Below are 25,429 nucleotides of genomic sequence, written 5' to 3'. Positions count from 1 at the left end.
CCAGTACGCTCCAGAACAGCTCCATCACGCCGACGTGCAATTCGCCCCATCTCTCTTATTTCAACGGCCCGGTCGTCTCCAACGTGCAGGTCGTTCCGGTGCTTTGGGGCACCCACGTGAATGTGCAGATCGGGACGAACATCGCGCAGTTCTATTCCGATGCGGCTATCAGCAACTGGTACGACATGCTCAGCGAATATGCGAGCGTGGGCGGAACGAACCAATCGATTGGTCGCGGTACGTCGGTGTCGGCCATAACGATCAACCCGTCGCTGTGCGCGTTGTCTTCAAGCTGCACGGTTACCGACGCGCAGCTCCAGACCGAGATCATCAACCAGATCCAAAGTGGCGCTCTGCCTCAGCCGCAGCAGGACAGCGCAGGCCATACCAATACCGCCTACATGGTGCATTTCCCGCCCAACGTCCATCTGAAAGCGCCCGACGGGAGCGCCAGCTGCGCCAACGGTGGCTTCTGCGGCTACCACAACACCGCGACTTTCGGCAGTGGAAATATCGCGCTGCCCTACGGTGCGATGATGGACACGGTCAGCAACACCAGTGCATGCAGCACGGGATGCGGCGGCAACGCGAATGCGCTTGATAACGAGACAAGCCTGCTGGCACACGAGCTGGCCGAGGTGGTCACCGATGCCGACGTCGGGCTCGACACGCAAGCTGGATACGCCTATCCGGCAGCCTGGGGCGACAACACCAACAACTGCGGCGAGATCGCCGATATCTGCGATTCCGGTGCCCCGGGGTCGACGATCACGGTCAGTGGTCGATCCTGGATCGTGCAGCAGTTGTGGTCGAACGCGCGCAACGCCTGCCTGGGGACGGCGCTGAATCCGAACTACGTGGTCAGCGCGCCTACCGCGATATCGGCAGGCACAGCCTTCACGTTCACGGTCACCGCCAAGAACCCGTCCGGGAACAAGGGCACCGACATCGCTTACGTCGGTACCGTCCATTTCACCAGCAGCGATCCTGGCGCGACGTTTCCGGCCGACTTCACCTATGTGCCCGAAGATCAGGGCACCTATCGTTTCACGGCGACTTTGAACAGCGCAGGTTCGCAGACGATCACCGCGACCGACACCTTGAATGGCAGCATCGTCGGAACCAGCAGCTCCATCAACGTGTCCGCGGTCGCGGCCTCTCCAAGCCAATGCAGCGGCGCGAACACCTACGTCGTGTCGTTCCTGGACAATTTCCCCGGAACGAGCCTTGATCCGACGCACTGGTCAGCCACCGTGAATGGCGGAACGATTGCGGTGGCGGGCAATTCGGTCGCGCTCGCGGCACCGAATGGATCCGCATTCCCATACGTCACTTCGATAGGTTCGCCGATTCCGGGTTCGGGCAATTTCTCGGTGCGCTGGATCGCGGCGTACAACTCGTCGCAAGCTGCCGCTGGCACGGGCGCACTCGCGCTCGCGCAGACGCTGCCGAGCAATGGCGCGGCGAGCTGGCTCGACGTCGCCGATGCCTGGCAGGATTCGAACTACCGCGTGCAGGTACAGAACCCGGCGGGTTCGCTGACGACCGCCTACAGCACCGCATCGAACGTCGCGCAGCACGACGTGGAGTACTGCTGGCTGGCGAGCACGACGGAAGTCTATGTGGACGGCGTGCGGAAACTGCAGCAGGCGCGCGACCCCGGCGTGCTGCGACCGACCGCGCTGTGGTTCGGCAACCCAAGCAACACCGCGAACACGTGGGTGCCGTTCACGCTGTCCCGTGTCGAGGTGCGCGCGTTGATGGACAACACGACGACGAGCGTGACGTCCTCCGCGAATCCGTCCGTCGTCGGCCAGTTGGTCATGTTGACGGCGACCGTGACCGCGGCTTCACCGAGCGCCGGCACGCCAACGGGCACGGTCACGTTCCTGGACGGCGCCGCTTCCATCGGCACGGCGACGCTTTCCGGCAGCGGGACTGCGTCCCTGGCCACGGCGGCGCTGACCGTCGGCAGCCACACGATCAGCGCGAGTTATGGCGGCGATGGAAACTTCAATGGCAGTGCCGGCGCGCTGTCCACGAATCCGCAAGTCGTGCAAACCGGCACGACTACATCGCTGTCCACCACGTGTCCCACGACGTTCGTCGAAAGTCAGTCGATCGCGCTGACGGCCACCGTCAGCGGATCGAATCCGGGAGGTAGCGTCGCGTTCCAGGACGGCACGACCGTGTTCTGCGGCAGCGCCGCGCTGAGTTCGGGTGTCGCGAACTGCCAGACGCCGTCGCTCATGGTGCAAGGCACCGGCACCTCATTCGTGTACCACCTCATCGCGAACTACACGGGCGACGGCACCTACAGCGCCAGCGCGTCGTCACCCGTGGCGCTCACGGTCCTGAAGGCCGGCGACGTGATCTTCCGCTACGGATTCGAGGCGAATCTGGCGGGCTGTCCCGCGCGCTGACGTCCGCGTGTTGATTTGCGCGCTCGATTGAGCCAGATTTTCATAGACCGGCGAGCCACCGATGCGAGGCGGCTGAGGCTTGGGGCGCGCAGCGAAGATTGCGCAAACCTGGCTCAACGTTGGGCGAAAATGCGGCTTAAGCGAGCGCGCATATCAATACCCCGACTCCAAGTCACGCTGCCGAATGTAGTTTTCTTCTGCTCCGTTCCCGACAAGCTCATCAAGGGCAGCAATCGGCTGCACTTCGAACAGCGCCTTGATGACGTCCTCGAAGTCGTACGGCGATAAAGTATGTTCATCGAGACCCTTGCGAAGCCTACGCAGAAACATCCTCGCAGAAGCCTCTCCCTCGGCACCTGCCATGCGCAAGAACGTCGAGCGCGACCAACAATCCGTCGTGCTTGTCCGCGATCGCACGTAGCAGACGTGTGATGTCGCCATCCGACAATTCGCTGGTAATGCGGCCATACGCCAAATATTGGCACATGCCGGCAGCTGCATTGCCGCGCACCAACGACCGCATGAGCCGATCGCACCCATGAGCATCCAGTCTCGCGCTGGTCTGGAGAACAGGCACCCATTCGGCGAGCGTATGGCTGTCCATTGCTTCGTCAAAAAGCATTGCCTTCGTCGTGGCAGCGGTCTGGTCAGCCGCAAGCCATCGCGCAAAGGTTGGTCTGCGCGCGTCCGCAGCATTTATGCAGTTGCTTGTTCGACCTGCACCGTCGGCCTATATTGACAGCATCCCGGCTGCGGAGCCACCAGGGCCGGGCAGCCACGAACAGGTGGGAATCGTGGATATGCTTGATGCTGACGCAGCACCGCCGGTTGGCGGCGCGCTGTTCGTGCTCGTGTACCAAGAGTTACGCCGGATCGCGCGCAGCCAGCGACGCGCAGCGGGTAGCCCGGTCACGCTCGACACCACGGCGTTGGTGCACGAGGTGTATCTCAAATTGCACGTCTTGCCTGAAGCGAAGTCCTATGATCGCGTGCATTTCCTGTCGCTCGCGGCGCGCGCCATGCGCCAGATTCTCGTCGATCACACCCGTTCCCGCTCTCGTGTCAAGCGCGGCGGCCCTTTCTCGATCACTGGCCTGAGCGAGGAAATCGGCGTCGCCACGGAAATGGTGGACATGGTTGCGCTGGACGAAGCATTGACGCGTCTCACGCAGATCGACCGACGTGCGGGACAACTGGTCGAATGGCATGTGTTCGGTGGCCTGGCGATGGCCGACATTGCGCATCTGCAAGGGGTGACTGAGCGCACCGTATTTCGCGACTGGCGCAGGGCACGCGCGTTCCTGGTGGATCGACTCGGCCACGAAGAAGCCCAGGACTGACCATGGATATGCAGCGCTGGCAGCGTATCGGCGCGATCTTCGATGAGATGGTCGAAACTCCTGCCGAGGCGCGCGCCACGCTGCTCGATCAACGATGCGGCACCGATGCCAAGCTTCGCGGGGAAGTCGAAGCACTTCTCGCCGCGGATGATGTGGCGGATCGGTTCGATCGCGGTGTCAATTCAGCGCGCAACTCCGTGGTGGCGGATTGGGCGGAGAACGGCGACGTCCACGCCCTGCGCAACGGCGACCGCATCGGCCCGTGGCGGCTGATCGAGGAACTCGGCCGCGGCGGCATGGGTGTGGTGTGGCTGGCCGAGCGCGCGGACGGTCAGTTCGAGCAGCGCGCCGCGTTGAAATTGATCAAGCGCGGCATGGATAGCGAGGCTGTGCAGGCGCGCTTCCTGCGCGAACGTCAGATCCTGGCGCACTTGGAACATCCGCGTATCGCACGTCTGCTCGATGGCGGCATCGCAGCCGACGGCTTGCCGTATTTCGCGATGGAATACGTCAAGGGTCTGCCGCTGTTGCGTTACGCCGCAGGGCACGAACTCGGACTGCACGAACGGATAGCCCTGTTCCTGGATATCTGCTCAGCCGTGCAGTTTGCGCATCGCCAACTGGTCGTCCATCTCGACCTGAAGCCATCGAATGTGCTGATCACGACGGATGGAACGGTGAAGTTGTTGGACTTCGGCATCGCCAAGCTGCTCGGTGGCGAGACCGGCAGCGCCATCCAGACCGGCGACTTCAGGGACAGGCCATTGACCCCCGCGTATGCGTCGCCCGAACAACTCAGCGGCGCGCCGGTCAGCACTGCGACCGATGTCTACGCACTCGGCGCCATCTTGTACGAGCTGCTGACCGCGCGACGCCCGCATGATCTCGGAGATACGCCGACACTGGAGGAAATCCGCAGGCTGCTTGAAAGCACAGCCCCGCCGCCGCCAAGCAAACGTGCGGCCGTCGATGGACCGATGTCGGCGCGTCGGCTGCGCGGCGATCTGGACACGATCGTGCTGACCGCGCTCAAACGCGAACCGGAGCGGCGCTACCCGACCGTCAACGCGCTGGCGGAAGATCTGCGAAGTTATCTGGACGGTCAGCCAATTGCGGCGCGGCGCGACAACGTCGTGTATCGAAGCGGCAAGTTCCTGCGGCGTCATCGTCTGGGCGTCGCCCTTGCCAGCTTAGCCCTGCTCGGCTTGTTTGCCACCACCGTCGTTGCGCTATGGGAAGCCGGACGCGCGCGGGAGCAGGCGCGGCAGGCGGAGACCGTCACCGGTTTCCTGATCGATACCTTCCGCGTCGCCGATCCCAAAGGGGCTCCCGGCGGGGCCAAGCTCAGCGCCGTCGACGTGCTCGATGCCGGCGCGCAGCGACTGGACGCGCAACTCGCGGGCCAGCCCGAACTGGGATCGCGCTTCGCTGCGGTGCTGGGTGCGATCTATCAGGAACTTGGCCAGTACGATCGCGCCATCGCGTTGCTCGATCGCTCGCTGGCCCTGAAACACACCGCGCCTGATGACCCCGCCAGGGCGGACATCCTTACGCAGCTGGCGCGTGCGCAATACGAGAAGGGCGACTATGCCGCGGCGGAGAAGAATGCGGGCATCGCGCTGACGACGCATCGAGCCAGCACCGGCGCAAGCAGCGCAATCGTGGCGCGCGACCTCGCCCTGCAAGGAGAGATCGCGCGACGACAGGGCGATTTCAGGAAAGCCGAGCCGCTGCTACAACAAGCGCTGGCCATGTCGCGGACAAACCTGAAAGCGCCGGACGCGCAGATCGCTGCCGACCTCAACGAGCTGGCCGCGCTGTACAACGACATGCACAGGCTCGACGAAGGCACAGCATCAACCGAAGAAGCGCTGGCGATGTTTCGCACGCTGTACGGCGAAAACCATCTCGATGTGGCCGAGAACCTGATCAACCTCGGTTCGTTCCGCATGCAGACCGGGCATGTCGCCGAAGCACTGCCACCGCTGGAGGAGGCGACCGCGATCTATCGCCGCCTGCTGCCACCCGACCATCCGCTGCTCGCCAATGCGCTGGTCGTGCACGCGAATGCGCTCGATCGCTTGAATCGTTACCAAGAGGCGGAGCCGCTGTATCTCGATGCATTGGCCACGCAACGACGGCTTCTCGGCGACCACCATCCGGATGTCGCTGCCACCCTGAACAACCTGTGTGTCATGTACCGGCACAGTGACGAGTTCGTCCGCAGCGCCGACTACTGTCGCCAGGCGTCTGCCGTATGGGTCGCACTCGACAAGCCCGAGCATCCATTTGCGCTGGCCTCGAAGTCGAATCTTTCCGTCGCCTTGCGCGAATCGGGCGATCTGGTCGAATCAGAACGCCTGATCCGCCAAGTGCTCGACGCACGGCTCCGCCAATCCGGCGCGAAAACTTTCCTGGTCCCCTACACGATGGACCAACTCGCAGTCGTCCTGCACGTGTCCGGCAGATCCGTGGAGGCTGTCGCGCAGCACCAGCGCGCGCAGGCGCTTCGCAAGAACGCGCCCGGAACACCGCCGCTGGAAGTGGCTGCGGCGCAAGTGGACTTTGCGTTGAGCGAACTGGATGTCGGCGATCTTCCCGCGGCAAACGAACAAGTCGGAATCGCGCTGAACGCACTGAACGCAATGAAGCCCGTCAATTCCGAACGGCTCGCGGACGCATGGGTGGCCGAAGCACGGATCGCGTTGGCGCAGCACGATACCGAAGCCGGTTGCACGGCCGCGAAGAAGGCACTCGAACTGCGGCCACCGGACGACCCGAAAACTGGCTGGCGCCACAGCGAGGCGCTGGCGGTGCACGGCGAATGCCTTGCCGCGCGCAAGGAGTTCACGTCGGCGCGCAACGAACTGCGTTCCGCGCTTGCGGACCTGCAACGCGTGCGCGGTATCGACCATTGGCGGACGCGTCCCGTGCGCCAGGCGCTGCTGGCGTTGCCTGCTACGTAACACGACCCGCGGTCGCGCCGCGCGTCAACACTTGCGGAACGACGCAGGAAGGACTTCCTACTTGCACGCGCCCACCCGCTTCGCCTCGGTCTTTGCGCCTCTGGTGTTGGTCGATTCAAAGCTGTCGCCGTGATAGGTCGTTGCTACCGTGTTCGCCACGCCGCCGCAAACGGACGTGTAGGTGACCTGATCGCCATCCACCTTTATATCTTTCAACGTGCAAATCGTCGGTGGGATGACTTTATCCAGATATACCCGTATCGATTCGGCGTCCCCATTCATCGCATTGGCGTCGCTCTGCGCGATGCAGGTCGAACTGGCGCGCGCTGTGCCATCAAAAGTCGTCGTTCCGGCCCACTGACCCGCGTGAACGCGATCGGCTGCGCCTGCCGGCAACACTACGCAGGCGAATGTGGCTGCCGAGAGCAGCGCGATGGTGCGATGGGTTCTCATGAGACGGTTCTCCTTGAGCGGCTCGAGATACGTTGTCGATGACATGTCGCGATCATGGCGTTCACTCGAACCCGTTCGCAAAAATGCGATCGACAGGGATTGACGTGTTCAAGAAGACCGTCAGGTTATCGCCGGCGTTGTTCACCACGATGAAATCGGGCTTTCCATCCCGATTGAAATCGCCGACCGCGATCGCGATCGGTTGGCTGAGGCCGCCGGTAAACGTCAGCGCTCCCCAGAATCCGCCGTTGCCCACGGTTCTGTCGCGAAGCACTGCGATGCTCCCATCGTTGACGTTCGCCACCGCCAAATCGGGAAAACCGTCGCCATCGAAGTCGCCGATCGCGGCGCTGCCCGCCCCTCCGCCGACGGCGCCTTCGCTGAAGATGCCTGCGGCCAGAAATGTTCCGTCGCCGTTTCCGAGTTGCAACGAAACATCACCCAGATTGAACCGCGGCAGGGCGAGATCGCTCTTGCCGTCGCCGTTGAAATCGGCGACTACGACAGCGTACGCGCCAGAGGTCGCGAACGGGCCCCGCACCGTCGGGAAGGCGCCACCGCCATCACCCAGGTACGTGAGGAACGCGTTGCTGCCGTAGCTGGTTACGACGATGTCGCTGTCAGAACCATGAAATGACCCGGTCGTCACCCTGCTCGGCAAGAATTGAGGGTAAAGCGTCGTCCCGGTATGGAACGTGCCGTCACCGTTGTTCCGCAACAGCGACACGGTCCCACAGGGTGCAAGGGGAGGCGCGCAGACGTTGCCGCCGTTCGCGACCACCAGATCGACGTAGCCGTCCGGGTTGAAGGTGTCCGCCGCGATAGAGACCGGTGTGTCGCCCGCCGCGTACGCAACCGCCGTCTGAAAAGTGCCGTTGCCGTTACCGAGCAGGATCGACACATTGCCGCTGACCGCATTCGCAGTCGCGAGATCGAGCTTGCCATCGTGGTTGAAATCGGCCGCCACGATCGCCATCGGCTGCGAGCCGACGGGGTAACTGACGGCGAAGCTGAAGGTCCCGTCGCCGTTGCCGCTGTATAGGTAAACGCGATCGTTGCCCTTCATGGCCACGGCCAAGTCCAGCTTGCCGTCACCGTTGAAGTCGGCCACCGCGATCGCGATCGGCGCAGGCCCGGTTGCAATCGCCAGCTGGGCCTGAAAGGCAATCTGCGCAGACACCGACGCGCTCGCTCCCGCAAGCGCGCACCCCAACACTGATGCACGCCACGGAACGGACGCGGAACGCGCCTGGTCACCGGACACCTGCTTCCTGCACTTCATCGCTTGCATGGCTTGCTCCCATCCGACGCCGAGGCCTGACGATCAGGTCGGAACGCGTCGCTCGCAGGGGGTTACGCTGTTTGGTGCGGATGACTGACATGCACCGGGCTGGCGGGTCGACGGGCGGCCACACCGACGGAACGTCAGTGAACGCGTGTAACGGTGTACCCCTGTCCGAAGCGACCACGATTCCCGCAGGCCACCGGACTCGAAGGCATGCCGGCGAAGTTCCGCAAGCTGACACAGAAAGCGAACGCTGCGGCGACGATGTCGCGAGCAGCGTCGCCGGCGACGCTACAGCCTGGATGGGCGGCGAACCAGCGCAAAAGCGCCGCACTTCGAACGCTAGTGCGAGACACCGGACGGCGGCGACGTCACCGTCATCGCGTGGTTCCAGTCGGGACGTTGATCCCAGCCCATGTCGTGCGCGACCCGCAGGTTCACCGATCCATCCGCATTCAAGACGCCATTGGCTTTCATTCGCCTGACGGCCTCGGCAGGCATGCCGCCGAGCAGCGTGTCGTTGGCACCGCGCGGCACGAACTGCTTGTTGGCAGTGATGGTCTGGTGATCCTCGAACCCGGCGCGAATACCGTTGACCAGATAGTGAAACTTCACGTCCATTGAACCGCGAACCTCGATGTGGTTCAGATCTTCCGAGACGACAGCGAGTACCGCCAGATCCCCGATCGGGGTCAGCTGCACAGTGATGCCATCGGCGGCGCTGACATCGCGGAACGACTCAGGCACGTCAATCGTCGCACTGCCTCGCGTTATCTGGCCCGAGCCACGGAAGTAGGTTCCCGACTCCGGCCCTTCGAGAGCCGTGAAGACGATTTCCTTCGACGGATCGGTCGGGTGCGGAGTGACGAAATTCTTGCTGCCGACCACATTCAAGCTGCCCGCAAAGAACGCGTAGCCGTTCACATACAAGCCGTATGCGCTGTTGCTTGCCGCAGCGAATACGCCGGTTCCGTTGAAGCCGGTCGCGTATCCGTACACGCCATTGGCGCCGGGCCAGCGAAGCCGTCGACGCCGTTGCCGGAAGCGCTCTCTCCATGCACGCCTTCGCCGGTATTGCTTTTCCCGTACACACCCTGACCGCCGCCGGTGTTGAAGCCGGCCACGCCGGCCGCACTATTGCCGACCGTTTCGCCGTGCACGCCATCGCCTACCGTGCTGTGTCCCCAGACGCCGCGGCCGCTCGCGCTGATACCGTGAACGCCATTGCTGCCACTGCCGACCACGCCATCGTTGTTGACGCTGGCTCCGGCCACGCCGGCGGCGTTGGTGCTGTTGCCGGCCACACCGGCGTTGGCGACGCTGGTGCCCCAGACCCCGTAGTAGTCGTGCGTGTCGCCCCACACACCGGCCGCTCCGCTTTGCCCACTTGTTCCCGCAGCGGTGCCGTATACACCGGTACCCGCACCGCCGGCTCCCTGCACACCGGCGCCGAACGTGGCTGCGGATGGCGAAGCGATGTTGCCGTGTCCGTCGATCCTGAAGACCCCTGAGGGGACGAAGGCCGTGAGCAATGCCCCACCATTGCCGGCAACGTTGTTGCCGAGCAACAGTGCGGTGTCCGTCGAGGTATTGGTAATGACCGCGCCGATGCCGCTGCCTGACGCAGTGAGCGCGGCGCCGGGAATACCGCTGCCCGAGCTGGTCGCGCTCATCGCGGGCCCGCCACCCGTATTCTGAACCTGGAATGCTGGCGTGCTGCTGGAGCTGCCGCCGCTGAAAGGCAACGCTATCGGTGGTCCGACCGGACCTTGTGGACCGGTCGGACCTTGCGCGCCTGCGGAACCGCCCGTGCCCTGTGCCCCTGCGGGACCAGTCGGACCTTGCGGACCGGCCGGTCCCGGATTGCCGTTCAGCGCATACAGCGCATACGGAGCCGCGGTGATCGCCTGCCGCGGCAACAATGTGGTGTAGCTGCTGCCGCCCGTGGCCCTTGCCCTGACTTCGATCCACAAGGCCTGGCCGTCATACGGCGCATTGGTGAAATCGAGTGCGGCATTGATCAAGCCACCGCTGATCGTCTGATTGGTCAGCGAGATCGTATCGACCGCCGTGCCGCCGCTTGCAGCAGTGAACAGCGCGAATTGCAGGTCGTAGTGGCCGCTCGCCGGCGCGCCGTTGTCGGTGAGCTGACCTTGGTAGGTGAAATCGGAGCCGAGCGGAGCCGCCAACGCCGAATCGGCGCAGAGCAAGCAGGTAGCAAGGACGCATGACAAGTAACGCATGGCGAATCACTCCCTTATGGATCGAATCCGTTCGCAAAGATCAGGTCACTGCTCGGCGAGGCGGCTGCCCAGAAGCCGTCGTAGAGGCGGTAGGTGGATGCGCTGAGTATCGATGTCGCCGGCTGGCCGATGGTGCCGCTCAAGCGGAATTGACCACCGCTGAGCGTGGCACCCCCGCCGGCAATGACGGCCGGATCGATTAGATATGGGCCGCCGCCCGATTGCGCGCGCGCGGACGCGGCCAGCGCACTGAGGGTCACAAGCGCAAGAACCAACGTGATCGTGTAAAGCCGTAGCATGTTCCATCTCCCGTTCGCGCTGGACGCAACCGCCTGCGCGGATAGCGAGCAAACAGCCATCGGCTCGAAACGCCTCGCTCATGGAGGGGTTACGTCATTTGCAAGGGATTGCTGACACACGCGCCCACGCGCTCATGGACGGTTGCGCGGAGCGAACGGGGAATCAGCCGACACCACCAGGCCCGACGCCCGGCGGACACGCGCGATATCCGCGGCCTTGTCAGCGTTCGGCGTCTTTCGACGTAACCCAGGCTGTCCGTCCATTTCTGGACATGCTCGGGAGATCGCCATGCGTTCGCTTGGCTTGTGCGCGGCAGTACTGGTTCTTGCATCGATATCGGCGACGCCTCGGGCGCAGGACATCGAGACGGATTGCGAGGGCTGCAAGGATCATCCGATGCTGGCGCGCTATCCCGGCTCGATCCTGTTCGGCGCCGATCAAAAGGCGTTCGAGGAAGCCACAATGCCGATCGGTCCGGTCACCCAGAGCGATGCCGGAGAACCGGTCGCGCCGAAGACGCTCAACGTGACTGGCAAGCGCACGCGCCTGCTCTATCTCGCGCCGGCAACGCGCAGTGCCCTGGAAGTTTTCGTCAACTACAAGGAAGCGTTGGCGAAGGCCGGCATGAGCGTGACCTGGACCTGTTCGGACACCGAATGCGGTACCGACTTCTTGCATACCGCGCCGGACATCATGCATCTCAACCTGACCGGTACTTCGGCGGCCAGCGACGGATTCACGCTCGCCGAACGACCGCGCTATCTGCTCGCCAAGCTGGCACGCCCGCAGGGCGACGTGCAGGTCATGGTCATGGCGGCGGATTTGACCGAAGCGCACCGCCCCGCGGTGTACGTGATGCTGATCGAGAGCAAGCCGATGGACACCGGCCTAGTGTCGCTCGCTGCCAATGCGCTCGACCAGAACCTGATCACTACCGGCAAGGCAGTGATCTACGGCATCACGTTCGATTTCGACAAGGCCGACATCAAGCCGGAATCCAAGCCGCAACTCGACCAGATCGGCAAGCTGCTGACCGAGCATGCCGATCTCAAACTCGCGATCACCGGCCACACCGACAACCAGGGCGGCGCGGACTACAACCAGAAACTGTCGCAACGCCGTGCCGAAGCAATTGTCGCGGCCTTGTCCGGCAGCTACGGCATCGCCGCAAATCGGCTCAGCGCGCAGGGCATGGGCGCGTCATCGCCGGTCGCAAGCAACGACAATGAAGATGGTCGCGCAAAGAATCGACGTGTCGAGTTGGTCAAACGCTAGCGCTCACGAAGATCCGGCTGCAGAGGTCGTACTGGCGGCACTCCTTTCGCGATGCCGGTCCCGCGCCACAACGCGAAATGAGTGCGAGGTTTGTTCGCGCGTCCAAAATTGACCAGGTAACCGCTCGCGCTCTCAACGAAAATCAACACTCCGGCCGATCAGCCATCTCGGCGCAACCATCTCAAACACCTCGACCACGGCGTCCAGCAGCCAACGACACGACAAACAGAATCAGAAAGACCACGAACAAGATCTTCGCTATGCTGGCCGCGCCAGCAGCGATACCGGAAAAACCAAGAACTGCGGCTATCAAGGCGACCACCAGAAATACAACGGCGTAATGCAACATGGAAATTCTCCTCGGAGAAGCGCACTTGGATGAACGGTCAGCGGCTGCGCCATTTCGCCAACCCGCATCACGATGCGCTTGCATGCTTGCGATGCTCTGTACGCCGACGCACGCACGAGCCATGTGTTTCTCCAGGATTCAGGTATTGATTGCATCAGTTTTACAAGGCGGTCGAGCAGGAGCGCCATCGCGGTCCATGGATCGAGCCGGCTCACGTCGCGATAACGCACCAGCGGCACTCTAAACCCTGCTGCGGCAAAACCATCCTTGCCGCCACGGCTGCCGATGCCTACCGGGATTACGTTCGTTTTGTGGGTGAGAATCCAATGTCCAACGTTGCCAGGGATCTTCGAATCTTGACGCGATCGGTGCTGGTGATCCTCGGGATCATCTGTACCTATGCCTGCTATCTGGCGCAGGACATCTTGGTGCCGCTGGTCCTGGGCGTCCTCCTCTCATTGCTGCTTTCGCCGGTTGTGACGCTTTTCGAACGTATCCGTGTGCCGCGCGCCATCGGCAGCCTCGTCATGGTGCTGCTCATCGTCGGAGGCGTTGTTGAGGGAATCTCCAGCCTGGCGAGTCCTGCGCAAGCTTGGATGGCCAGCGCGCCAGCGACCTTCCAGTCGATCGAGCAGCGGCTTCGGCATTTGCGCGGGCCCATCCAACAAGCGCGAGAGGCGACCCAGAAACTCGCCGACCTGACGCAACCATCCCAAGGCAAAGTCGTCGTGAAAGAGCAACCAAGCATGCTGAATGCCATGGTTGCGGAGACACCACATGCACTGGGCAAGATCGCTGTCGTCTTGCTGCTGGTGTACTTCTTTCTTTCATCCGGCGACACGTTCCTGCGCCGTCTGGTCGAGGCATCGCCGGGTATGAACGAAAAGAGGGTGGTCGTCGGGATTGCGCGTGGCATCCAGCAGGCGATGTCGCGCTACCTGCTCACAATCAGCGCGATCAATCTGGGTGTTGCGTTGGCGACGGCGCTGGCGATGGCACTGATGGGGGTGCCCAATGCGCTGCTCTGGGGCGTACTGGCCGGCATATTGAATTTCGCGCCTTATGTGGGGCCGACGCTCACGCTCATCACGCTGGCGCTGGTCGGGCTGTCCACGTTTCCTTCGCTGGGACACGCATTGGCGGTACCCAGCGCGTTCTTTGCGATCGCTCTCGTCGAAGGCCAGCTGATCAGCCCGATCGTTATCGGTCGACGCCTGGCGATCAATCCCGTCATCGTTTTCGTGTGGTTGCTGCTGTGGGGCGCCTTGTGGGGCATCACGGGCATCTTGCTGGCTGGCCCGCTGCTGGCTTGCTTCCGGATCCTGTGCCAGCACCTCCCCTCCCTGCGAGGGATATCGGTGCTCATGGGTGATACCCGCGCCGAGCCTGCCGAGTAGCAAGCCAGAGCCGCGTCAAAAAACGAACATCCCGATCGCCGCGCCGAACATCAGGATCGTGGCAATCGTGGCCACGACGCGGGTCAACTTCGAACTCAGTTGATCGCGCATGATCTTCCGATCGGTCGCGACAAGCAGAATGCCGACGAGAAGGAAGGGTGCCAGCAGTCCGTTGACGACCGCTGTCCAGAACAACGCGCGCATCGGATCGATGCCGATGAAATCCATGGCGATGCCCACCACGGTAGAGAACACGAACACGGCGTAGAACGCGCGGGCTTGTCTGAGCTTGTTGTCGAGGCCATACGCCCAATGGAACGTTTCCGCGAAGGCGTAGGCCGCAGAGCCGGCCAGCGTTGGAATGGCCAATAGTCCGGTCCCGACGATGCCAAGTGTAAAGAGCCAGTAGGCCATATCGCCGGCGAGAGGCCGCAGGGCTTCGGCGGCCTGTTTGGTGGAGCTGATTTCCGTGATGCCGGCTTTGTGGAACGTCAGTGCGGCGGTCAGGATGATGAAGAACATGACGACGTTCGAAAACAGTGTCCCGAGCGTGATGTCGATGCGCCGATCGATCACTTCATCCTGCGTGGGCCTGCGCGTGCGCGTAGCAATACGGCGACCCATCGCCTTTTGCTCCTCGACTTCCTGACCGGCCTGCCAAAAAAAGAGGTAGGGACTGATCGTCGTGCCCAGAATGGCAACGAGCGTCGCCCACATCAGATGTCCTCGGGGCCAGGAGGGGCTGAATGATGCACCCACGACTTCCCGCCAATGCGGCTTCAGAATAAAAGCCGTGATGACGTAGGCAAACAAGACGAGAGCGAGCCATTTAAGCACCCCGGCAATTTGCGCATAGCGCAACCGCACCGTTGCCAGACAGATGCCCAGTCCAAATACGACCACCCAGACGCCGGGTGGACCACCACCCAGCATGTGGGCGCCATCCGCCATGCCCGCAAGATCCGCGGAAATATTGATGGTATTGGCCACCAACAGGGCCAGCGAGGCGAGCGCAATCGTCCAGCGCGGAAATTTCTGGCGCAATGCTCCGGCCAAGCCCATGCCCGTCACCATGCCGATGCGCGCGCACATCATCTGCACCGCCGCCATCAGCGGCCAGGTCAGCCATGCCGTCCAGAGCAGCGATGTGCCGAGCTGCGCGCCGGCGATCGTGTAGGTCGCGACACCCGAAGGATCGTCGTCTGCCGCACCCGTGGTGACGCCCGGGCCGATCGCCTCCACAACGCGTCGCAAAGTGAACGGCTTTCGCATTCTGGCCGTCATGGCAATTGCTTATGGATAGCGCAATGCGGAAGCACGCTCGTTATGACCCCCTGATTCGAGCGCATGATAGCGCCCGGCGTCCGTCGAAAATCGCGAGATCGGAGTTTCCGTGCTCCCCATTCATGTGCATGCGCGTATGGTTGGCAGATCAAGGGGGCGATATGCACGCCACAATCGTGATTGAGCGACTTTCGACATCCAATGGCTCGTATCTTATCGGTGCGGAAGCCATCAGTATTCTGGCCGCCATCGAAGGCATCTCTTGCATTCACGTTGAAAAGCAATACATCGATCGTGCCACCCTTAGCTATCAGTCGAATGACCTACGACAAGACTTCGATCGGATCGACCAAATGCTATGGCGCAAGGGTATGCAGCGGGTGGGGTGACCTTAGTACGCGACGAAAAATGCCCGCAGTTCCTGGTTCCCCGTTGCGCTGTGTCTCGTCGCTGGACTTTTCGGTAGGTGCGAGTTCGGTGCCGTCGGATCCTCAGCAGAAAAGAGCCAAGTAATACCGCGAGGGTTCCATGCGCTCCCATGACATGCTTAGGACGATAGCTAGTTTGGATTGTCGTCGTATCGGTTGCGTCGCGGCCAAGGTACAAGGTGCACGCATCCCTGGGGTTAGCCTGTGACGCTACGTTTGGCCAGTGCCTTCGATGACATCGCTGCGTACTGGCGACGTGTCGGCAGTATCGTCGCGTTGGTTATTCTCGGATTTGCGCTCGGCGCGTGTTCGTCGTTGCGTACCGACTTCGTGAAGCAACCGTCGCAGGCATTGCCGCCTACAACGAACACGCCGAGTGCGCGGTACATCCGGTCTGAAGTCGACCAGCATCTCGACAAATCTGGCTTCCGCCTGCTGACGCGCAGCACCAACGCGCTGATGAGCCGCATCGCACTGGCCGACCATGCCAAACGCTCCATCGACCTGCAGTACTACATCTTCAACAACGACGAGACCGGACGGTTGGTCGCGCAGCGACTGTTGGCGGCTGCAGATCGGGGCGTGCGCGTACGTATCCTGCTTGATGACATCAACCTGAGCGACGCCATCGACATGCTCGATGCGCTGGATGCGCACCCGAACATCAAGGTCCGATTGTTCAATCCGTTCCACACACACAATCCGTCCCTGCTGTCGCGGGTCACGCAATTCCTGCTCGACGCACACCGGCTCAACCGCCGCATGCATAACAAGTCGTTCATCGTGGACAACACGGTGGCGATCGTCGGCGGCCGCAACATCGGCGACGACTATTTCGACGCAGGCAACGACACGCGGTTTCGCGACCTCGACCTGATCGCAGTCGGGCCCGTCGTTCAGGAGGCTTCACATGCGTTCGACGAATACTGGAATTGCGACGCGGCCTATCCGGTCACGGCCTTTCGCGGCAAGCACGCCAGCCACTACGATCTCGTACAGCTGCGGGCGGATCTCGGCCGCGACGCGCGCGCTTTTGCGCAGTCCGACTACGCCCAGGCGACACTGGACGAGCTTCCCGATGGCCCTTCCGCGGATCGCCCCGGCGCGTGGTTCTGGGGACCTGCCATGCTGGTTGCCGACCAGCCGGAGAAACTGGATACCGACAAGGACGAGCCCGCACTGCGCATCGGTCCGCAAATCAAGACGATGACCGACCAGGCACAGCAGGATGTGCTGCTGATATCTCCCTATTTCGTTCCCGGCGAAGACGGCACGAGCTATCTCACTGGCCTCACCGCGCGCGGTGTGGCCGTCAAGGTGCTCACGAATTCGCTGGCCTCCACGGACGAACCCGCTGTGCATGCGGGGTACTCGCGCTATCGGCGCGGGCTACTCGAAGGCGGGGTGCAACTCTACGAACTGCGCGCCGCCGTCGGCACAAGCCAGCCGGCGACCGCGGCAGGGAAATCGTCCGGCGTCAGTCTGCATGCCAAGGCGATCGTCGTTGACGAGCAACTGGTGTTCATCGGTTCGATGAACATGGACGAACGCTCGAAACTGCTGAATACCGAGATGGGCGTCATCGTCGATTGTCCGCAGCTGGCGGACGCTGTTAAGCAGTTCTTCGACACTGCTACGCTGCCCGCGAATGCCTACCATGTAGTGCTAACCACGCCGGAAAGCACGTCTCATGTCGGAAAGATGCAATGGCAGGCGAACGATGGCGACAAGCCGGTGATCCATGACCGCGACCCTGATGCCACCATGAAACGCCGCCTGGAAGTGGTGATCCTCAAGCTCCTGCCGATTGAAGGGCTGCTCTAAGCAGTAGATAGGAATGCGAGCATGAATCGTTCGGGCGCCAAACAGACGGAACGCACGGTGGAATACGGCTGCCGGAAGAGGAGCAGGCTCTTGAACAAGGTGGTTGTGACGTGGATTTTCTTCGCTGCATTGGTAACGCCGGCGTTTGGCCAGCAGGCTATCGAGCAACAGAAGATCGCGTACCTCATTGCATCGGTTGCCGCCTTGCACGATGCAACGTTCATCCGCAACGACAACGAATACGATGCTGAACGCGCGGCCGAGCACCTGCGTCTGAAGCTCCGCTATGCCAGCGACCGCGTCAGGACTGCGGAAGATTTCATTGCCTATTGTGGAACCGGCTCATCGATGTCTGGCATCAAGTACGAGATCAGGTTCCGAGATGGCCGGACCATCGAATCGGCAACGTTTCTGCACTACAAGCTCGTGGAATACGAGACGAAGGCGGCTGATGACGTCCGCGGAGGCGCCGGGGCCCAAGAGAAGCAGCGTCAATAGAGAACGCGATCGCGTGCTTCCGGTAGCGGCGGCTGCTTTGTCGTCGATTCGGGAAGAGTCCGACCGGCATACTGGAAACTGCATTTCTCCGGCACTTGGCTGTAAAAGGCGTGGCCTAGCCGATGGCTCTTGGCCCAAAACATGGCGCTGTCCGCGCTCTGCAGCAATGCCTCAACTGTGGTTCCGTCCCGGGGATATAGAGCCGCGCCGATGCTCGGCTGCACGCAGAGTGTGAGCGCGCCAAGCACACAGGGTGCGGATATTGCGTCGAAGAGTTTCCGAGCGATCGATGCGATTTGTTCCTCGCTTTGAACGTCTGGCAGCAGGCACACGAACTCATCGCCACCGTGACGGCCGATCGAATCCTCCATGCGCACGGCATGGATGAGTCTCCACCCGATCACCTTGAGCAGTTCATCACCGACACCGTGACCATGAACATCATTGATCGACTTGAAGTCGTCAAGATCAATGTATATCAGGCCGAACTCTCGAGCTTGGGGTTCGTGGAGTGCCAATGCGCGGCTGGACCGCTCCTCAAAGGAAGTGCGGTTCGGAAGTCCGGTCAGCGCGTCGTGGAACGCTGTGTGCTGGGCGCGTTCTCTATGAATTTGGCTGTCCAGGAGGTCCAGACGTGCCTGCCGCAGGTCGCGCTGCACGGCCAGCAACTCGAACTCCAGGCGATGGCCAAGACGAACGTCCTTCTCCAATAGGACTGTCAACCTCTGCAACTCGAGCGCGCAGGCGATCACATCCGGCTCGACCAGACGTGTCACCGCCCGTGACTGCTCAAGCGTTGCGTGCGACGCCGGTCCCGTTGAGCCCGTGCGCAGTCTCACCGCCAGTGCTATCAGCGCGTTCGAGCAACCATTGACGCCACGTATGGCCTCGAATGCCGCCGTGCGCGACCGCGTGCCGAAAGACCGTTCTTCCTCGGCAGGATTGACGCATTGAAGTCCTTGGCGATCTGCCGAGGGAATAGTCGACAGCGGTCGCTCTGTCTCCGTAGCCAATGTCACCAAGCGTGCCGCCATAGTGAATTCTTAGATCCGACCAACGACCAGCAGAGCGACGACGACGAGCAATACGACGCCCAACCCTCCGCTGGGGGCGTAACCCCATCCTCTGCTATGTGGCCAACTGGGAATTGCGCCGACCAACAGCAGAACCAGAACGATTAGCAGAATCATGCCAAGTGTCATTTCATTTCTCCTCGAACACCAATCCATCACGTTGCGCTCGATGACTCTTGCGTCGAGCCGGACAGCGGATGCTCGGATTGCTCAATTGCTACCGCTACAGATGAATAGTTCCAGCGCCAAACAACCCAATCAGGCCGATGATGATCAGGTAAATCGCGACGATGAAGTTCAGCAGCCTCGGCATGACAAGAATGAGGATGCCGGCGATCAGTGAGACCAGCGGACCAATGCTCAGATGCAAATTCACGGTGCTATCCCTCTTGTACGCTAGGCGAAGGGTATGCCAGCGAGGCGCCGCAATCCGTTCGGTAGCGAACATTGGACGATTCTCCAACGATGCTCGATGCCCAGATCTGCGTACGCAACAGTTTCGTGATCGGACCCATCGCATGCGCCGCTATGTTCGATAGCGCACAGACTGCAATAGGAGCGCGACGCACCTTTGTGGACGATGGTCGCTCTCCTCCTAGATCTCGCGTCAAACGGCATTGTCCGAGCCGGCCCCGGTACGATATTCGTGTATCTGCTGGTAATGACACAGCTCACGATATTCACGGTGACGTTGTATCTGCATCGCAGCCAGACGCACCGCTCAGTGGACTTCCACCCGGCGCTGACGCACGCCTTTCGGTTTTGGAGCTGGTTGACCACGGCGATGGTTACCAGGGAGTGGGTCGCGGTCCATCGCATGCACCACGCGCACAGTGACACGGAGCAGGATCCACACAGCCCACACGTCTTAGGAATCGGTACGCTCCTGTTCAAAGGGACTGAACTCTATGCTGAAGCATGCCGCAGCAAGGAGCTGTTGACGAAGTACGGCCGCGGCACCCCCGACGACTGGATCGAGCGCCACGTGTACACGCCGCACTGCAACTGCGGACCGACCGTCCTGGCCATCGTGGATCTGGCTCTGTTCGGCGTTGGCGGTATGGCGATCTGGGCCATACAGATGATGTGGATTCCGTTCTGGGCCGCCGGTGTGGTCAACGGAATCGGCCATTGGTGGGGCTATCGCAACTTCGAGACGGCGGATCGGTCGGCCAACCTGATTCCATGGGCAATGTGGGTCGGCGGGGAGGAACTGCACAACAACCATCACGCGTTCCCGAGCTCGGCGAAATTTTCCATGCGTCGCTTCGAATTCGACCTCGGCTGGCTCGTGATCCAGATGCTGGCCGGACTCAAGCTCGCCCATGTGAAGCGCGTTGCATGCGCGGACCGGAAACACCCGGAGTACCACGCCATCAAGGGACCCCAACACGCGACTCTCGCTCCCCGTGTCTGGGCGATGACCGAGTACTTCCGCAAGGTGATGCTACCGGCTGTGCGGGACGAGACCAGGCGCTGCGGTGCCACACCGTCTCCTTCTCTATCGCTGCGCTTGCGTCGCGCACTCGCTGACGGTGGTCGTTGGCTTACAGCTGATGATCGTGTGCATCTGAACGCATGGATCGATGCACGGCCGTGCCTCCGCACCCTCTGCGAGTTTCGCACACAGCTAGCTGCATTGATGGAGCAACGTGACGTTGATGTCGGGTCCGACGGCCTTTCGCGATGGGCGCACGCAGCGGAAGTCAGCGGCATCGGTTCACTGCAGACATTTGCGGCCTCACTGCTCGCAAACACGATCGCGACCCGCTGATCGTTCGGGACTTTCCTCACGGCTGCATCTCGCGCGGGCGCTCGCACCTATCCGCCAGACCGCTTGTCGCTGGCACGCAGAATTCTGACGTCTATGTCCTGGATCAGGCTGGGTCAACTTCGTCACGCTATGCGCGCTACCGTACCGTGAATCTTGCGCCCGTGGCGTATACCTGATCCCTTGAGCTTGTGAGGGAAAAGCAGATGAAACGTATCGTATCCACCGTCGCGTTGGTTCTTTCCATTTTAGCAATCACATCAACCTTCGCAGCTGATGGCTACGTGACCGGTGACGTGAACTTGCGCGCTGGACCGGATTCAAGTTATCCGAGTGTGGCCAGGTTGTACTCCGGCACTCCGGTCGCCATCGAGGGCTGCGTCGACGGTTGGTCATGGTGCGATGTCGCCACAGGTGACAATCGTGGCTGGGTGGCCGGCGATTTCCTTCAGGAACAATATCGGGGCCGGCGCGTTCTGGTACCCGCTTATGGCATGCAGATCGGCATTCCGATCGTCAGTTTCGTGTTCGGCGCATACTGGGAAAGTCACTACCGCGACCGCCCCTGGTATGGTGAACGCGAGCGCTGGAGTCACGTGAGTCCGCAATACCGGCCGGCCGTCGTGCGCGATCGTACGAGTGAAAATACCAATGCGAATTCGTACGGAAATTCGCGGCGCGTCTCGGCCCGTGATTCGAGGTCTTCGCCTGCGCCCAACCGGGGACGTGACGAACCGAGGTCGGCCAAAGTTGTCCCGACGCGACCCGCAGACGCGGGGGGTCCTTCAAACACGCGGGGCCCACAGCGCGCAGTTGCCACGAATGTTCGGCCGCCGGAAAAATATTCCAGCCATGCTGTGCCGGTTCAGCACAAAGCGGAATCGGGGGCGGCAGCGCCTAGAGCGACAGTAGATCGCGTGGCGGCAGCGCCCGGGCCGATGGCGCAGCACGAGGCGGCACAGCAACAGCCAAAGGTGATCGCGCAACACAACAATGCTGTGCAGCCACAGGCACTACGGAAAGAGATGCCGGCCAAGCCAGCACCCAAGCTGGAAAACGGCAAGGACAAAGAGCAGCACTGACGTTCAGAACCTTCACATACAACAATATGACCGGCTGCGCTACGCGCAGCCGTCGCTTGTTCGTCTAACCGGTGCGCCCCGGAGGTGCATTGTGGGCCGTCTGATCGAAGAAAGGCGCCTGGGATCTCTGCTCGGCGCGCTTGAACCCATAGCCACATATATCGTCGCTGCGCTGGTCACTCGCGACGTGACCATCTGGGTCAACTCGAAGGCGGAGTTGGTCTGTAGCGGAGCTGGCAATGTGCCGGAACTACCAGCTGAGTCAGTGCTTGGAACCTATGGTTTAGGAGCCAACGTTGGCGACATCCACGCGGATCTGCTCGCGTTTCGGAACGAACGAGCCTCACACGTGATGAATCTTTGACCGTCGAGTGGTTGGCACGGCAAGTAACAAATCCCCGGGCCATCAGGTGCGAAACCGCTGTGCGCGAGAGGCCTCGACATGTGGCTGAAGAATGGGGCACCTCAAAGCGAGCGCAAGTTCCAGCATGAATCCTGGCGGTCCTGTCCTGGAAAGTCATGAATCGTCTGCCGCTGCAAAAGCGCACGCGTCCGCCATGTGCGGTGCCGTACCGAGTTCCTAGGCCAGCCAGTGCAGACTCTATACGAGGAGTTCAGCGTAACCCGATGCGCTGCGCGTCCGTACATCTGTTGCCGCGGCCTCGCGCGTCCACTGCGCCAGTACACGGTCGACCCGCAGAGAAAAAGGATGCAGCTCGATGAATATCGTGATCTTGGATACAACAGAAGAACGTCCGGCCCGGACGTGGTTGCTGGTGGCGCTCGCCGGTCTTTTCAGCAGTTTCTTGTTGTCGGCTCCTCGCGTGATTGCCGCGACCGCTGACCTGATGGACACCACACGCTGTGACGGCAAGTCAGGCGACGCCGTGGCGACTGCCGAGGTCGAGTCACGGTTGCGGTGGAGTTCACTGATCGATGCGAACGACATGCGGGTTCTCACGATCAAAGGTACGGTAGAACTGCACGGAATCGCGCACAGCGAGACGCAAAAGACGCTCGCCGACCGGTTGGCGAGCGACACTTATGGTGTTGTCGGAGTTAACAACCAGCTCGACGTCGTTGACTGGGCGCCCATCACTGACATCGGTCGCGCTCATCTCAAGTCCCGCGCCGCCGAACGTCAGGTCGATCAAGTCAAATCCGATCCGTGGATCACCGGGAGCGTCAAATCCATGCTGGCGTCGTCACGTGGAATCGGTCGTTGCGATATCGATGTGAAGACCCTTGCCGGCGTGGTGTCGTTGCGCGGAATGGTCGCGTCGAGCGCCGCTCGCGACCTCGCCGTTGAGTTCACCACGAACACGCTCGGCGTTCGTTTGGTCGAGGCCGACGAACTCGTCGTCCACTAACACCGCTGGTGCAGGTTGCGCATCCAGACGAATGCCCGTTCGGCAATCGCGGCGACGCTTGTTGAACCCTCGGCCTGACCAACTATCCTGTCGACTCCAGCGCAGGCGCGCTCAGAGGAGACGTATCCCGTGAGTCGAAGCCAAGGAGCCGGCGCCAGCTGCGCACGCGCCCGACCTCGTAGACTGTCCAATGTGACCGGAAAGCCCGCTGGACGTAGGCGCCATCCATTGTTGCTTCGCGGCCATCCAGGATGAATTGGACCGGCTGACCTTCCTGGGGTAGTTCGGTGGAACTGTTGACCCATTGGGCGAACATGCAAGCTCCTCTATGCGGAACGCGCGATCGCCGTCAGATGGAAAGCAGACGCACTGATCCAGCGCACACTAAAGCATGCGCGCATGCTCAGTATGTCTCTGTGCGGTCTCGCACATACGACGTCCGGCAACACGGCGCCGGAGATGAGCCGCAATCGTGTGTACGTCAGCGCACAGAGCGCGCCACCGAGTGAGCGCATCATCACGTGGCTGGCGAAAGACCAGAGCGAAGGTATTCGCGCTTCCGGCCGTTTTCGCGACAGCGACCTCAGTCGAGATCGCCCGCCCTGACACGCTGCTCTCTCCAGCGCTATTCAAGGCTTCGTCACGATGAGGGCTTCTCGACATTTTGGACCGAACGGAAGAGCGCCATCATGCAAACCAATCAACACGGCTCGAATCATCCGGCTCGTATCGGCAGCGTCGAGCGGATGCCGGATGTCAGCAAGTACACCGACGCTACGAAAGACGAAGGCGCCTCGCAACACGAGGATCCTTCGAAGCAGCCAGGCGCCTCGGATCGATGGATGAAGTCTTTTGTGGGTCGCCGCACGGCACGCTCCGAGAACACGAAGCGGTAACGCCGCTGACGGCCTTCCGCGCGTACTCCCAAGACCATCTCGCGATCAACGCATCGTCGGTATCCTCGCAGCTCTGCCGGCGCGAAGTCTGAAGTAGTCCGTCGCTCAGAATCGCGTCGGCGTAAATTTCTTGCGCGACAGGAGCGACAATCATCCAGACGGCTCTCAGGGCATGCTCAAGACGATAGTTGGTTGGTGTGCAGCTGAACTTCGTTTGTCTTTAGCACGCTCAGGGGTTTTCGGCGCGGTGGCCGAGGCGATCGCGGATGCTCGATCGGCACATTGATTGCTCGAACCGGTCTGAACGGCAGTGGATCATGTTCGATCAAACGAAAGATCGGCGTGAGTAGATTCTGCAACATGGGCACCTCCGCCTGATGGCTTGTATCTCGCAGCTTGCGCGGCCATCGATCCAGCGCATCGCTGCATGATGCGCACGCGCAGAGGCCACCTCTGTACGGCGCCGCACATAGAACCTCCTGTGTCCAATACGACGCCAATCGGTGGACGAAGACTCACTGATGCGAGTGCAGCTGAGCATCGATCCCGCAAGTGGGCAGGCGGCGTCCTGTTGGCTCGCTAGATCGACAATCTCTTTCAGTATTGCATGATCCGTTCACCAGAAATGATTTGATGGCAACGCTCCCACGCTGAATGCCGCACAACGACTGGAACGATATGTTCGCTGTCGAACAGATGACGCCGATCCTGACGCGCAGTCTTGCGCTCGGACGCCGCGATACGTCGGTCTTCGACGTGCACGCAGCTTTTACTGAAGCAACATAAGGAGAAATCATGAACAGACACAACATTCTTGTCGCAGCGACGGCTATGGCGATCGGTTTTGTGGCAGCCATGCCGGCGACAGCTCAGACGACCGAAACCACCGAGACGACTGTCACCGTCAAGAAAGGTCATCATCACTACGTCTACTACGGTGATCACGACATTTACTTCGCGCCTGAGACCAAGATCTACTACTGGCAGCAAGACGGCGCATGGCGGTCAGGTGAGGAGCTCCCAACGGCAAGCCGGGGCTACGTCACGAGCGGCGGCATGAAGATCGATCTGGACACGGAGCATCCGTACGAGCGCCGTGAGCAGGTGATCGAGCAATACAAGCACGGTCATGATCGCGACAGTGGCGACGACCGTGATCACAACCATTGATC

Annotated in this window: 25 protein-coding genes; 14 read left to right on the top strand and 11 right to left on the bottom strand. The window is 61.6% G+C overall.

Annotated features, from left to right (window positions below; genetic code table 11):
- Window positions 1–98: 98 nt before the first annotated feature.
- Window positions 99–2,423 carry an Ig-like domain-containing protein gene (locus ABD002_RS05275; protein ID WP_343787919.1) on the top strand — a complete coding sequence of 775 codons (2,325 nt, stop codon included), beginning with the start codon at window positions 99–101 and terminating at the stop codon, window positions 2,421–2,423.
- Between the two features lie 316 nt (window positions 2,424–2,739).
- Here ABD002_RS05275 and ABD002_RS05270 read toward each other — a convergent pair whose 3' ends face one another.
- Entirely contained in the window at window positions 2,740–3,045 is a 306-nt protein-coding gene (locus ABD002_RS05270) for a hypothetical protein (protein WP_343787917.1), read from the bottom strand.
- A 76-nt stretch (window positions 3,046–3,121) separates the two neighbouring features.
- Here ABD002_RS05270 and ABD002_RS05265 point away from each other — a divergent pair, with 76 nt between their 5' ends.
- Together ABD002_RS05265 and ABD002_RS05260 are read left to right on the top strand one after the other, a co-directional pair.
- On the top strand, window positions 3,122–3,763 hold the full coding sequence (locus ABD002_RS05265; protein WP_343787915.1) for an ECF-type sigma factor: 642 nt from the start codon (window positions 3,122–3,124) through the stop codon (window positions 3,761–3,763).
- 2 nt (window positions 3,764–3,765) lie between these two features.
- Complete coding sequence (locus ABD002_RS05260; protein WP_343787913.1) at window positions 3,766–6,729, top strand: tetratricopeptide repeat protein; 2,964 nt, start codon at window positions 3,766–3,768, stop codon at window positions 6,727–6,729.
- Between the two features lie 57 nt (window positions 6,730–6,786).
- Here ABD002_RS05260 and ABD002_RS05255 read toward each other — a convergent pair whose 3' ends face one another.
- The 5 genes from ABD002_RS05255 to ABD002_RS05235 form a co-directional block, all read right to left on the bottom strand.
- On the bottom strand, window positions 6,787–7,227 hold the full coding sequence (locus tag ABD002_RS05255; RefSeq protein WP_343787911.1) for a DUF3617 domain-containing protein: 441 nt from the start codon (window positions 7,225–7,227) through the stop codon (window positions 6,787–6,789).
- Window positions 7,228–7,243: 16 nt separating this feature from the next.
- Entirely contained in the window at window positions 7,244–8,473 is a 1,230-nt protein-coding gene (locus ABD002_RS05250) for an FG-GAP repeat domain-containing protein (protein ID WP_343787909.1), read from the bottom strand.
- Between the two features lie 336 nt (window positions 8,474–8,809).
- A complete protein-coding gene (locus tag ABD002_RS05245) occupies window positions 8,810–9,391 on the bottom strand; it encodes a hypothetical protein (RefSeq protein ID WP_343787907.1) in 582 nt (193 codons plus the stop codon).
- Entirely contained in the window at window positions 9,388–10,710 is a 1,323-nt protein-coding gene (locus ABD002_RS05240; RefSeq protein ID WP_343787905.1) for a hypothetical protein, read from the bottom strand. Before ABD002_RS05240 ends, ABD002_RS05245 begins: the two co-directional genes overlap by 4 nt.
- Before the next feature lie 14 nt (window positions 10,711–10,724).
- Window positions 10,725–11,009, bottom strand: a complete 285-nt coding sequence (locus ABD002_RS05235; protein WP_343787903.1) for a hypothetical protein — start codon at window positions 11,007–11,009, stop codon at window positions 10,725–10,727.
- A gap of 289 nt (window positions 11,010–11,298) precedes the next feature.
- Between ABD002_RS05235 and ABD002_RS05230 the strand changes: the two genes are divergently transcribed.
- The gene (locus tag ABD002_RS05230; RefSeq protein ID WP_343787901.1) at window positions 11,299–12,285 is read left to right on the top strand and encodes an OmpA family protein; all 987 of its coding nucleotides are present in this window, start codon (window positions 11,299–11,301) and stop codon (window positions 12,283–12,285) included.
- Window positions 12,286–12,466: 181 nt separating this feature from the next.
- Here ABD002_RS05230 and ABD002_RS05225 read toward each other — a convergent pair whose 3' ends face one another.
- Window positions 12,467–12,634, bottom strand: a complete 168-nt coding sequence (locus ABD002_RS05225) for a DUF1328 domain-containing protein (RefSeq protein ID WP_343787899.1) — start codon at window positions 12,632–12,634, stop codon at window positions 12,467–12,469.
- 149 nt (window positions 12,635–12,783) lie between these two features.
- Here ABD002_RS05225 and ABD002_RS05220 point away from each other — a divergent pair, with 149 nt between their 5' ends.
- The gene (locus ABD002_RS05220; protein ID WP_343787897.1) at window positions 12,784–14,031 is read left to right on the top strand and encodes an AI-2E family transporter; all 1,248 of its coding nucleotides are present in this window, start codon (window positions 12,784–12,786) and stop codon (window positions 14,029–14,031) included.
- A 15-nt stretch (window positions 14,032–14,046) separates the two neighbouring features.
- Here ABD002_RS05220 and ABD002_RS05215 read toward each other — a convergent pair whose 3' ends face one another.
- Window positions 14,047–15,315 (bottom strand): Nramp family divalent metal transporter, encoded by a 1,269-nt coding sequence (locus ABD002_RS05215; RefSeq protein WP_343787895.1) that lies wholly within the window; start codon window positions 15,313–15,315, stop codon window positions 14,047–14,049.
- A 128-nt stretch (window positions 15,316–15,443) separates the two neighbouring features.
- On the opposite strand from ABD002_RS05215, the gene ABD002_RS05210 reads away from it, so the two are divergent.
- The 3 genes from ABD002_RS05210 (at window position 15,444) to ABD002_RS05200 (ending at window position 18,065) form a co-directional block, all read left to right on the top strand.
- Entirely contained in the window at window positions 15,444–15,704 is a 261-nt protein-coding gene (locus tag ABD002_RS05210) for a hypothetical protein (protein WP_343787893.1), read from the top strand.
- Window positions 15,705–16,202: 498 nt separating this feature from the next.
- The gene (locus ABD002_RS05205) at window positions 16,203–17,567 is read left to right on the top strand and encodes a phospholipase D family protein (RefSeq protein WP_343788055.1); all 1,365 of its coding nucleotides are present in this window, start codon (window positions 16,203–16,205) and stop codon (window positions 17,565–17,567) included.
- 21 nt (window positions 17,568–17,588) lie between these two features.
- A complete protein-coding gene (locus ABD002_RS05200; RefSeq protein WP_343787891.1) occupies window positions 17,589–18,065 on the top strand; it encodes a DUF5329 family protein in 477 nt (158 codons plus the stop codon).
- Here the strand turns inward: ABD002_RS05200 and ABD002_RS05195 are convergent.
- From ABD002_RS05195 to ABD002_RS05185, 3 genes are all read right to left on the bottom strand, one after another.
- Window positions 18,059–19,099, bottom strand: a complete 1,041-nt coding sequence (locus ABD002_RS05195) for a diguanylate cyclase domain-containing protein (protein ID WP_343787889.1) — start codon at window positions 19,097–19,099, stop codon at window positions 18,059–18,061. The genes ABD002_RS05200 and ABD002_RS05195 overlap by 7 nt on opposite strands.
- A 9-nt stretch (window positions 19,100–19,108) precedes the next feature.
- The gene (locus tag ABD002_RS05190) at window positions 19,109–19,255 is read right to left on the bottom strand and encodes a DUF3309 family protein (protein ID WP_425545123.1); all 147 of its coding nucleotides are present in this window, start codon (window positions 19,253–19,255) and stop codon (window positions 19,109–19,111) included.
- A 106-nt stretch (window positions 19,256–19,361) separates the two neighbouring features.
- Complete coding sequence (locus ABD002_RS05185) at window positions 19,362–19,514, bottom strand: DUF3096 domain-containing protein (protein WP_343787885.1); 153 nt, start codon at window positions 19,512–19,514, stop codon at window positions 19,362–19,364.
- Window positions 19,515–19,718: 204 nt separating this feature from the next.
- Here ABD002_RS05185 and ABD002_RS05180 point away from each other — a divergent pair, with 204 nt between their 5' ends.
- The 6 genes from ABD002_RS05180 to ABD002_RS05155 all read left to right on the top strand — a co-directional run bounded on the left by ABD002_RS05180 (window position 19,719) and on the right by ABD002_RS05155 (window position 25,427).
- The gene (locus ABD002_RS05180; protein ID WP_343787883.1) at window positions 19,719–20,912 is read left to right on the top strand and encodes a DesA family fatty acid desaturase; all 1,194 of its coding nucleotides are present in this window, start codon (window positions 19,719–19,721) and stop codon (window positions 20,910–20,912) included.
- Window positions 20,913–21,115: 203 nt separating this feature from the next.
- Complete coding sequence (locus ABD002_RS05175) at window positions 21,116–21,991, top strand: SH3 domain-containing protein (protein ID WP_343787881.1); 876 nt, start codon at window positions 21,116–21,118, stop codon at window positions 21,989–21,991.
- A 91-nt stretch (window positions 21,992–22,082) separates the two neighbouring features.
- On the top strand, window positions 22,083–22,355 hold the full coding sequence (locus ABD002_RS05170; protein ID WP_343787879.1) for a hypothetical protein: 273 nt from the start codon (window positions 22,083–22,085) through the stop codon (window positions 22,353–22,355).
- Between the two features lie 355 nt (window positions 22,356–22,710).
- Window positions 22,711–23,361, top strand: coding sequence for a BON domain-containing protein (locus ABD002_RS05165; RefSeq protein ID WP_343787877.1), 651 nt, complete (start codon window positions 22,711–22,713; stop codon window positions 23,359–23,361).
- Between the two features lie 399 nt (window positions 23,362–23,760).
- Window positions 23,761–23,967 (top strand): hypothetical protein, encoded by a 207-nt coding sequence (locus ABD002_RS05160; RefSeq protein ID WP_343787875.1) that lies wholly within the window; start codon window positions 23,761–23,763, stop codon window positions 23,965–23,967.
- A gap of 1,085 nt (window positions 23,968–25,052) precedes the next feature.
- The gene (locus ABD002_RS05155) at window positions 25,053–25,427 is read left to right on the top strand and encodes a hypothetical protein (RefSeq protein WP_343787872.1); all 375 of its coding nucleotides are present in this window, start codon (window positions 25,053–25,055) and stop codon (window positions 25,425–25,427) included.
- Window positions 25,428–25,429 lie beyond the last annotated feature (2 nt).

Origin of the sequence: Dokdonella soli (assembly GCF_039523175.1) — a bacterium.
GTDB lineage: Bacteria > Pseudomonadota > Gammaproteobacteria > Xanthomonadales > Rhodanobacteraceae > Dokdonella_A > Dokdonella_A soli.
Note: the sequence above shows the minus strand (reverse complement) of the source record. Positions and strands in the feature narration are given on the sequence as shown.

Coding starts and splice junctions, on each gene's coding strand:
- ABD002_RS05270 (WP_343787917.1), bottom strand. CDS start 3,045: ATGCTTTTTGACGAAGCAATGGACAGCCATACGCTCGCCGAATGGGTG.
- ABD002_RS05265 (WP_343787915.1), top strand. CDS start 3,122: ATGCAGTTGCTTGTTCGACCTGCACCGTCGGCCTATATTGACAGCATC.
- ABD002_RS05260 (WP_343787913.1), top strand. CDS start 3,766: ATGGATATGCAGCGCTGGCAGCGTATCGGCGCGATCTTCGATGAGATG.
- ABD002_RS05255 (WP_343787911.1), bottom strand. CDS start 7,227: ATGTCATCGACAACGTATCTCGAGCCGCTCAAGGAGAACCGTCTCATG.
- ABD002_RS05250 (WP_343787909.1), bottom strand. CDS start 8,473: ATGCAAGCGATGAAGTGCAGGAAGCAGGTGTCCGGTGACCAGGCGCGT.
- ABD002_RS05240 (WP_343787905.1), bottom strand. CDS start 10,710: ATGCGTTACTTGTCATGCGTCCTTGCTACCTGCTTGCTCTGCGCCGAT.
- ABD002_RS05235 (WP_343787903.1), bottom strand. CDS start 11,009: ATGCTACGGCTTTACACGATCACGTTGGTTCTTGCGCTTGTGACCCTC.
- ABD002_RS05230 (WP_343787901.1), top strand. CDS start 11,299: ATGCGTTCGCTTGGCTTGTGCGCGGCAGTACTGGTTCTTGCATCGATA.
- ABD002_RS05225 (WP_343787899.1), bottom strand. CDS start 12,634: ATGTTGCATTACGCCGTTGTATTTCTGGTGGTCGCCTTGATAGCCGCA.
- ABD002_RS05215 (WP_343787895.1), bottom strand. CDS start 15,315: ATGACGGCCAGAATGCGAAAGCCGTTCACTTTGCGACGCGTTGTGGAG.
- ABD002_RS05210 (WP_343787893.1), top strand. CDS start 15,444: ATGCGCGTATGGTTGGCAGATCAAGGGGGCGATATGCACGCCACAATC.
- ABD002_RS05205 (WP_343788055.1), top strand. CDS start 16,203: ATGAGCCGCATCGCACTGGCCGACCATGCCAAACGCTCCATCGACCTG.
- ABD002_RS05200 (WP_343787891.1), top strand. CDS start 17,589: ATGAATCGTTCGGGCGCCAAACAGACGGAACGCACGGTGGAATACGGC.
- ABD002_RS05195 (WP_343787889.1), bottom strand. CDS start 19,099: ATGGCGGCACGCTTGGTGACATTGGCTACGGAGACAGAGCGACCGCTG.
- ABD002_RS05190 (WP_425545123.1), bottom strand. CDS start 19,255: ATGATTCTGCTAATCGTTCTGGTTCTGCTGTTGGTCGGCGCAATTCCC.
- ABD002_RS05180 (WP_343787883.1), top strand. CDS start 19,719: ATGGTCGCTCTCCTCCTAGATCTCGCGTCAAACGGCATTGTCCGAGCC.
- ABD002_RS05175 (WP_343787881.1), top strand. CDS start 21,116: ATGAAACGTATCGTATCCACCGTCGCGTTGGTTCTTTCCATTTTAGCA.
- ABD002_RS05165 (WP_343787877.1), top strand. CDS start 22,711: ATGAATATCGTGATCTTGGATACAACAGAAGAACGTCCGGCCCGGACG.
- ABD002_RS05160 (WP_343787875.1), top strand. CDS start 23,761: ATGCTCAGTATGTCTCTGTGCGGTCTCGCACATACGACGTCCGGCAAC.
- ABD002_RS05155 (WP_343787872.1), top strand. CDS start 25,053: ATGAACAGACACAACATTCTTGTCGCAGCGACGGCTATGGCGATCGGT.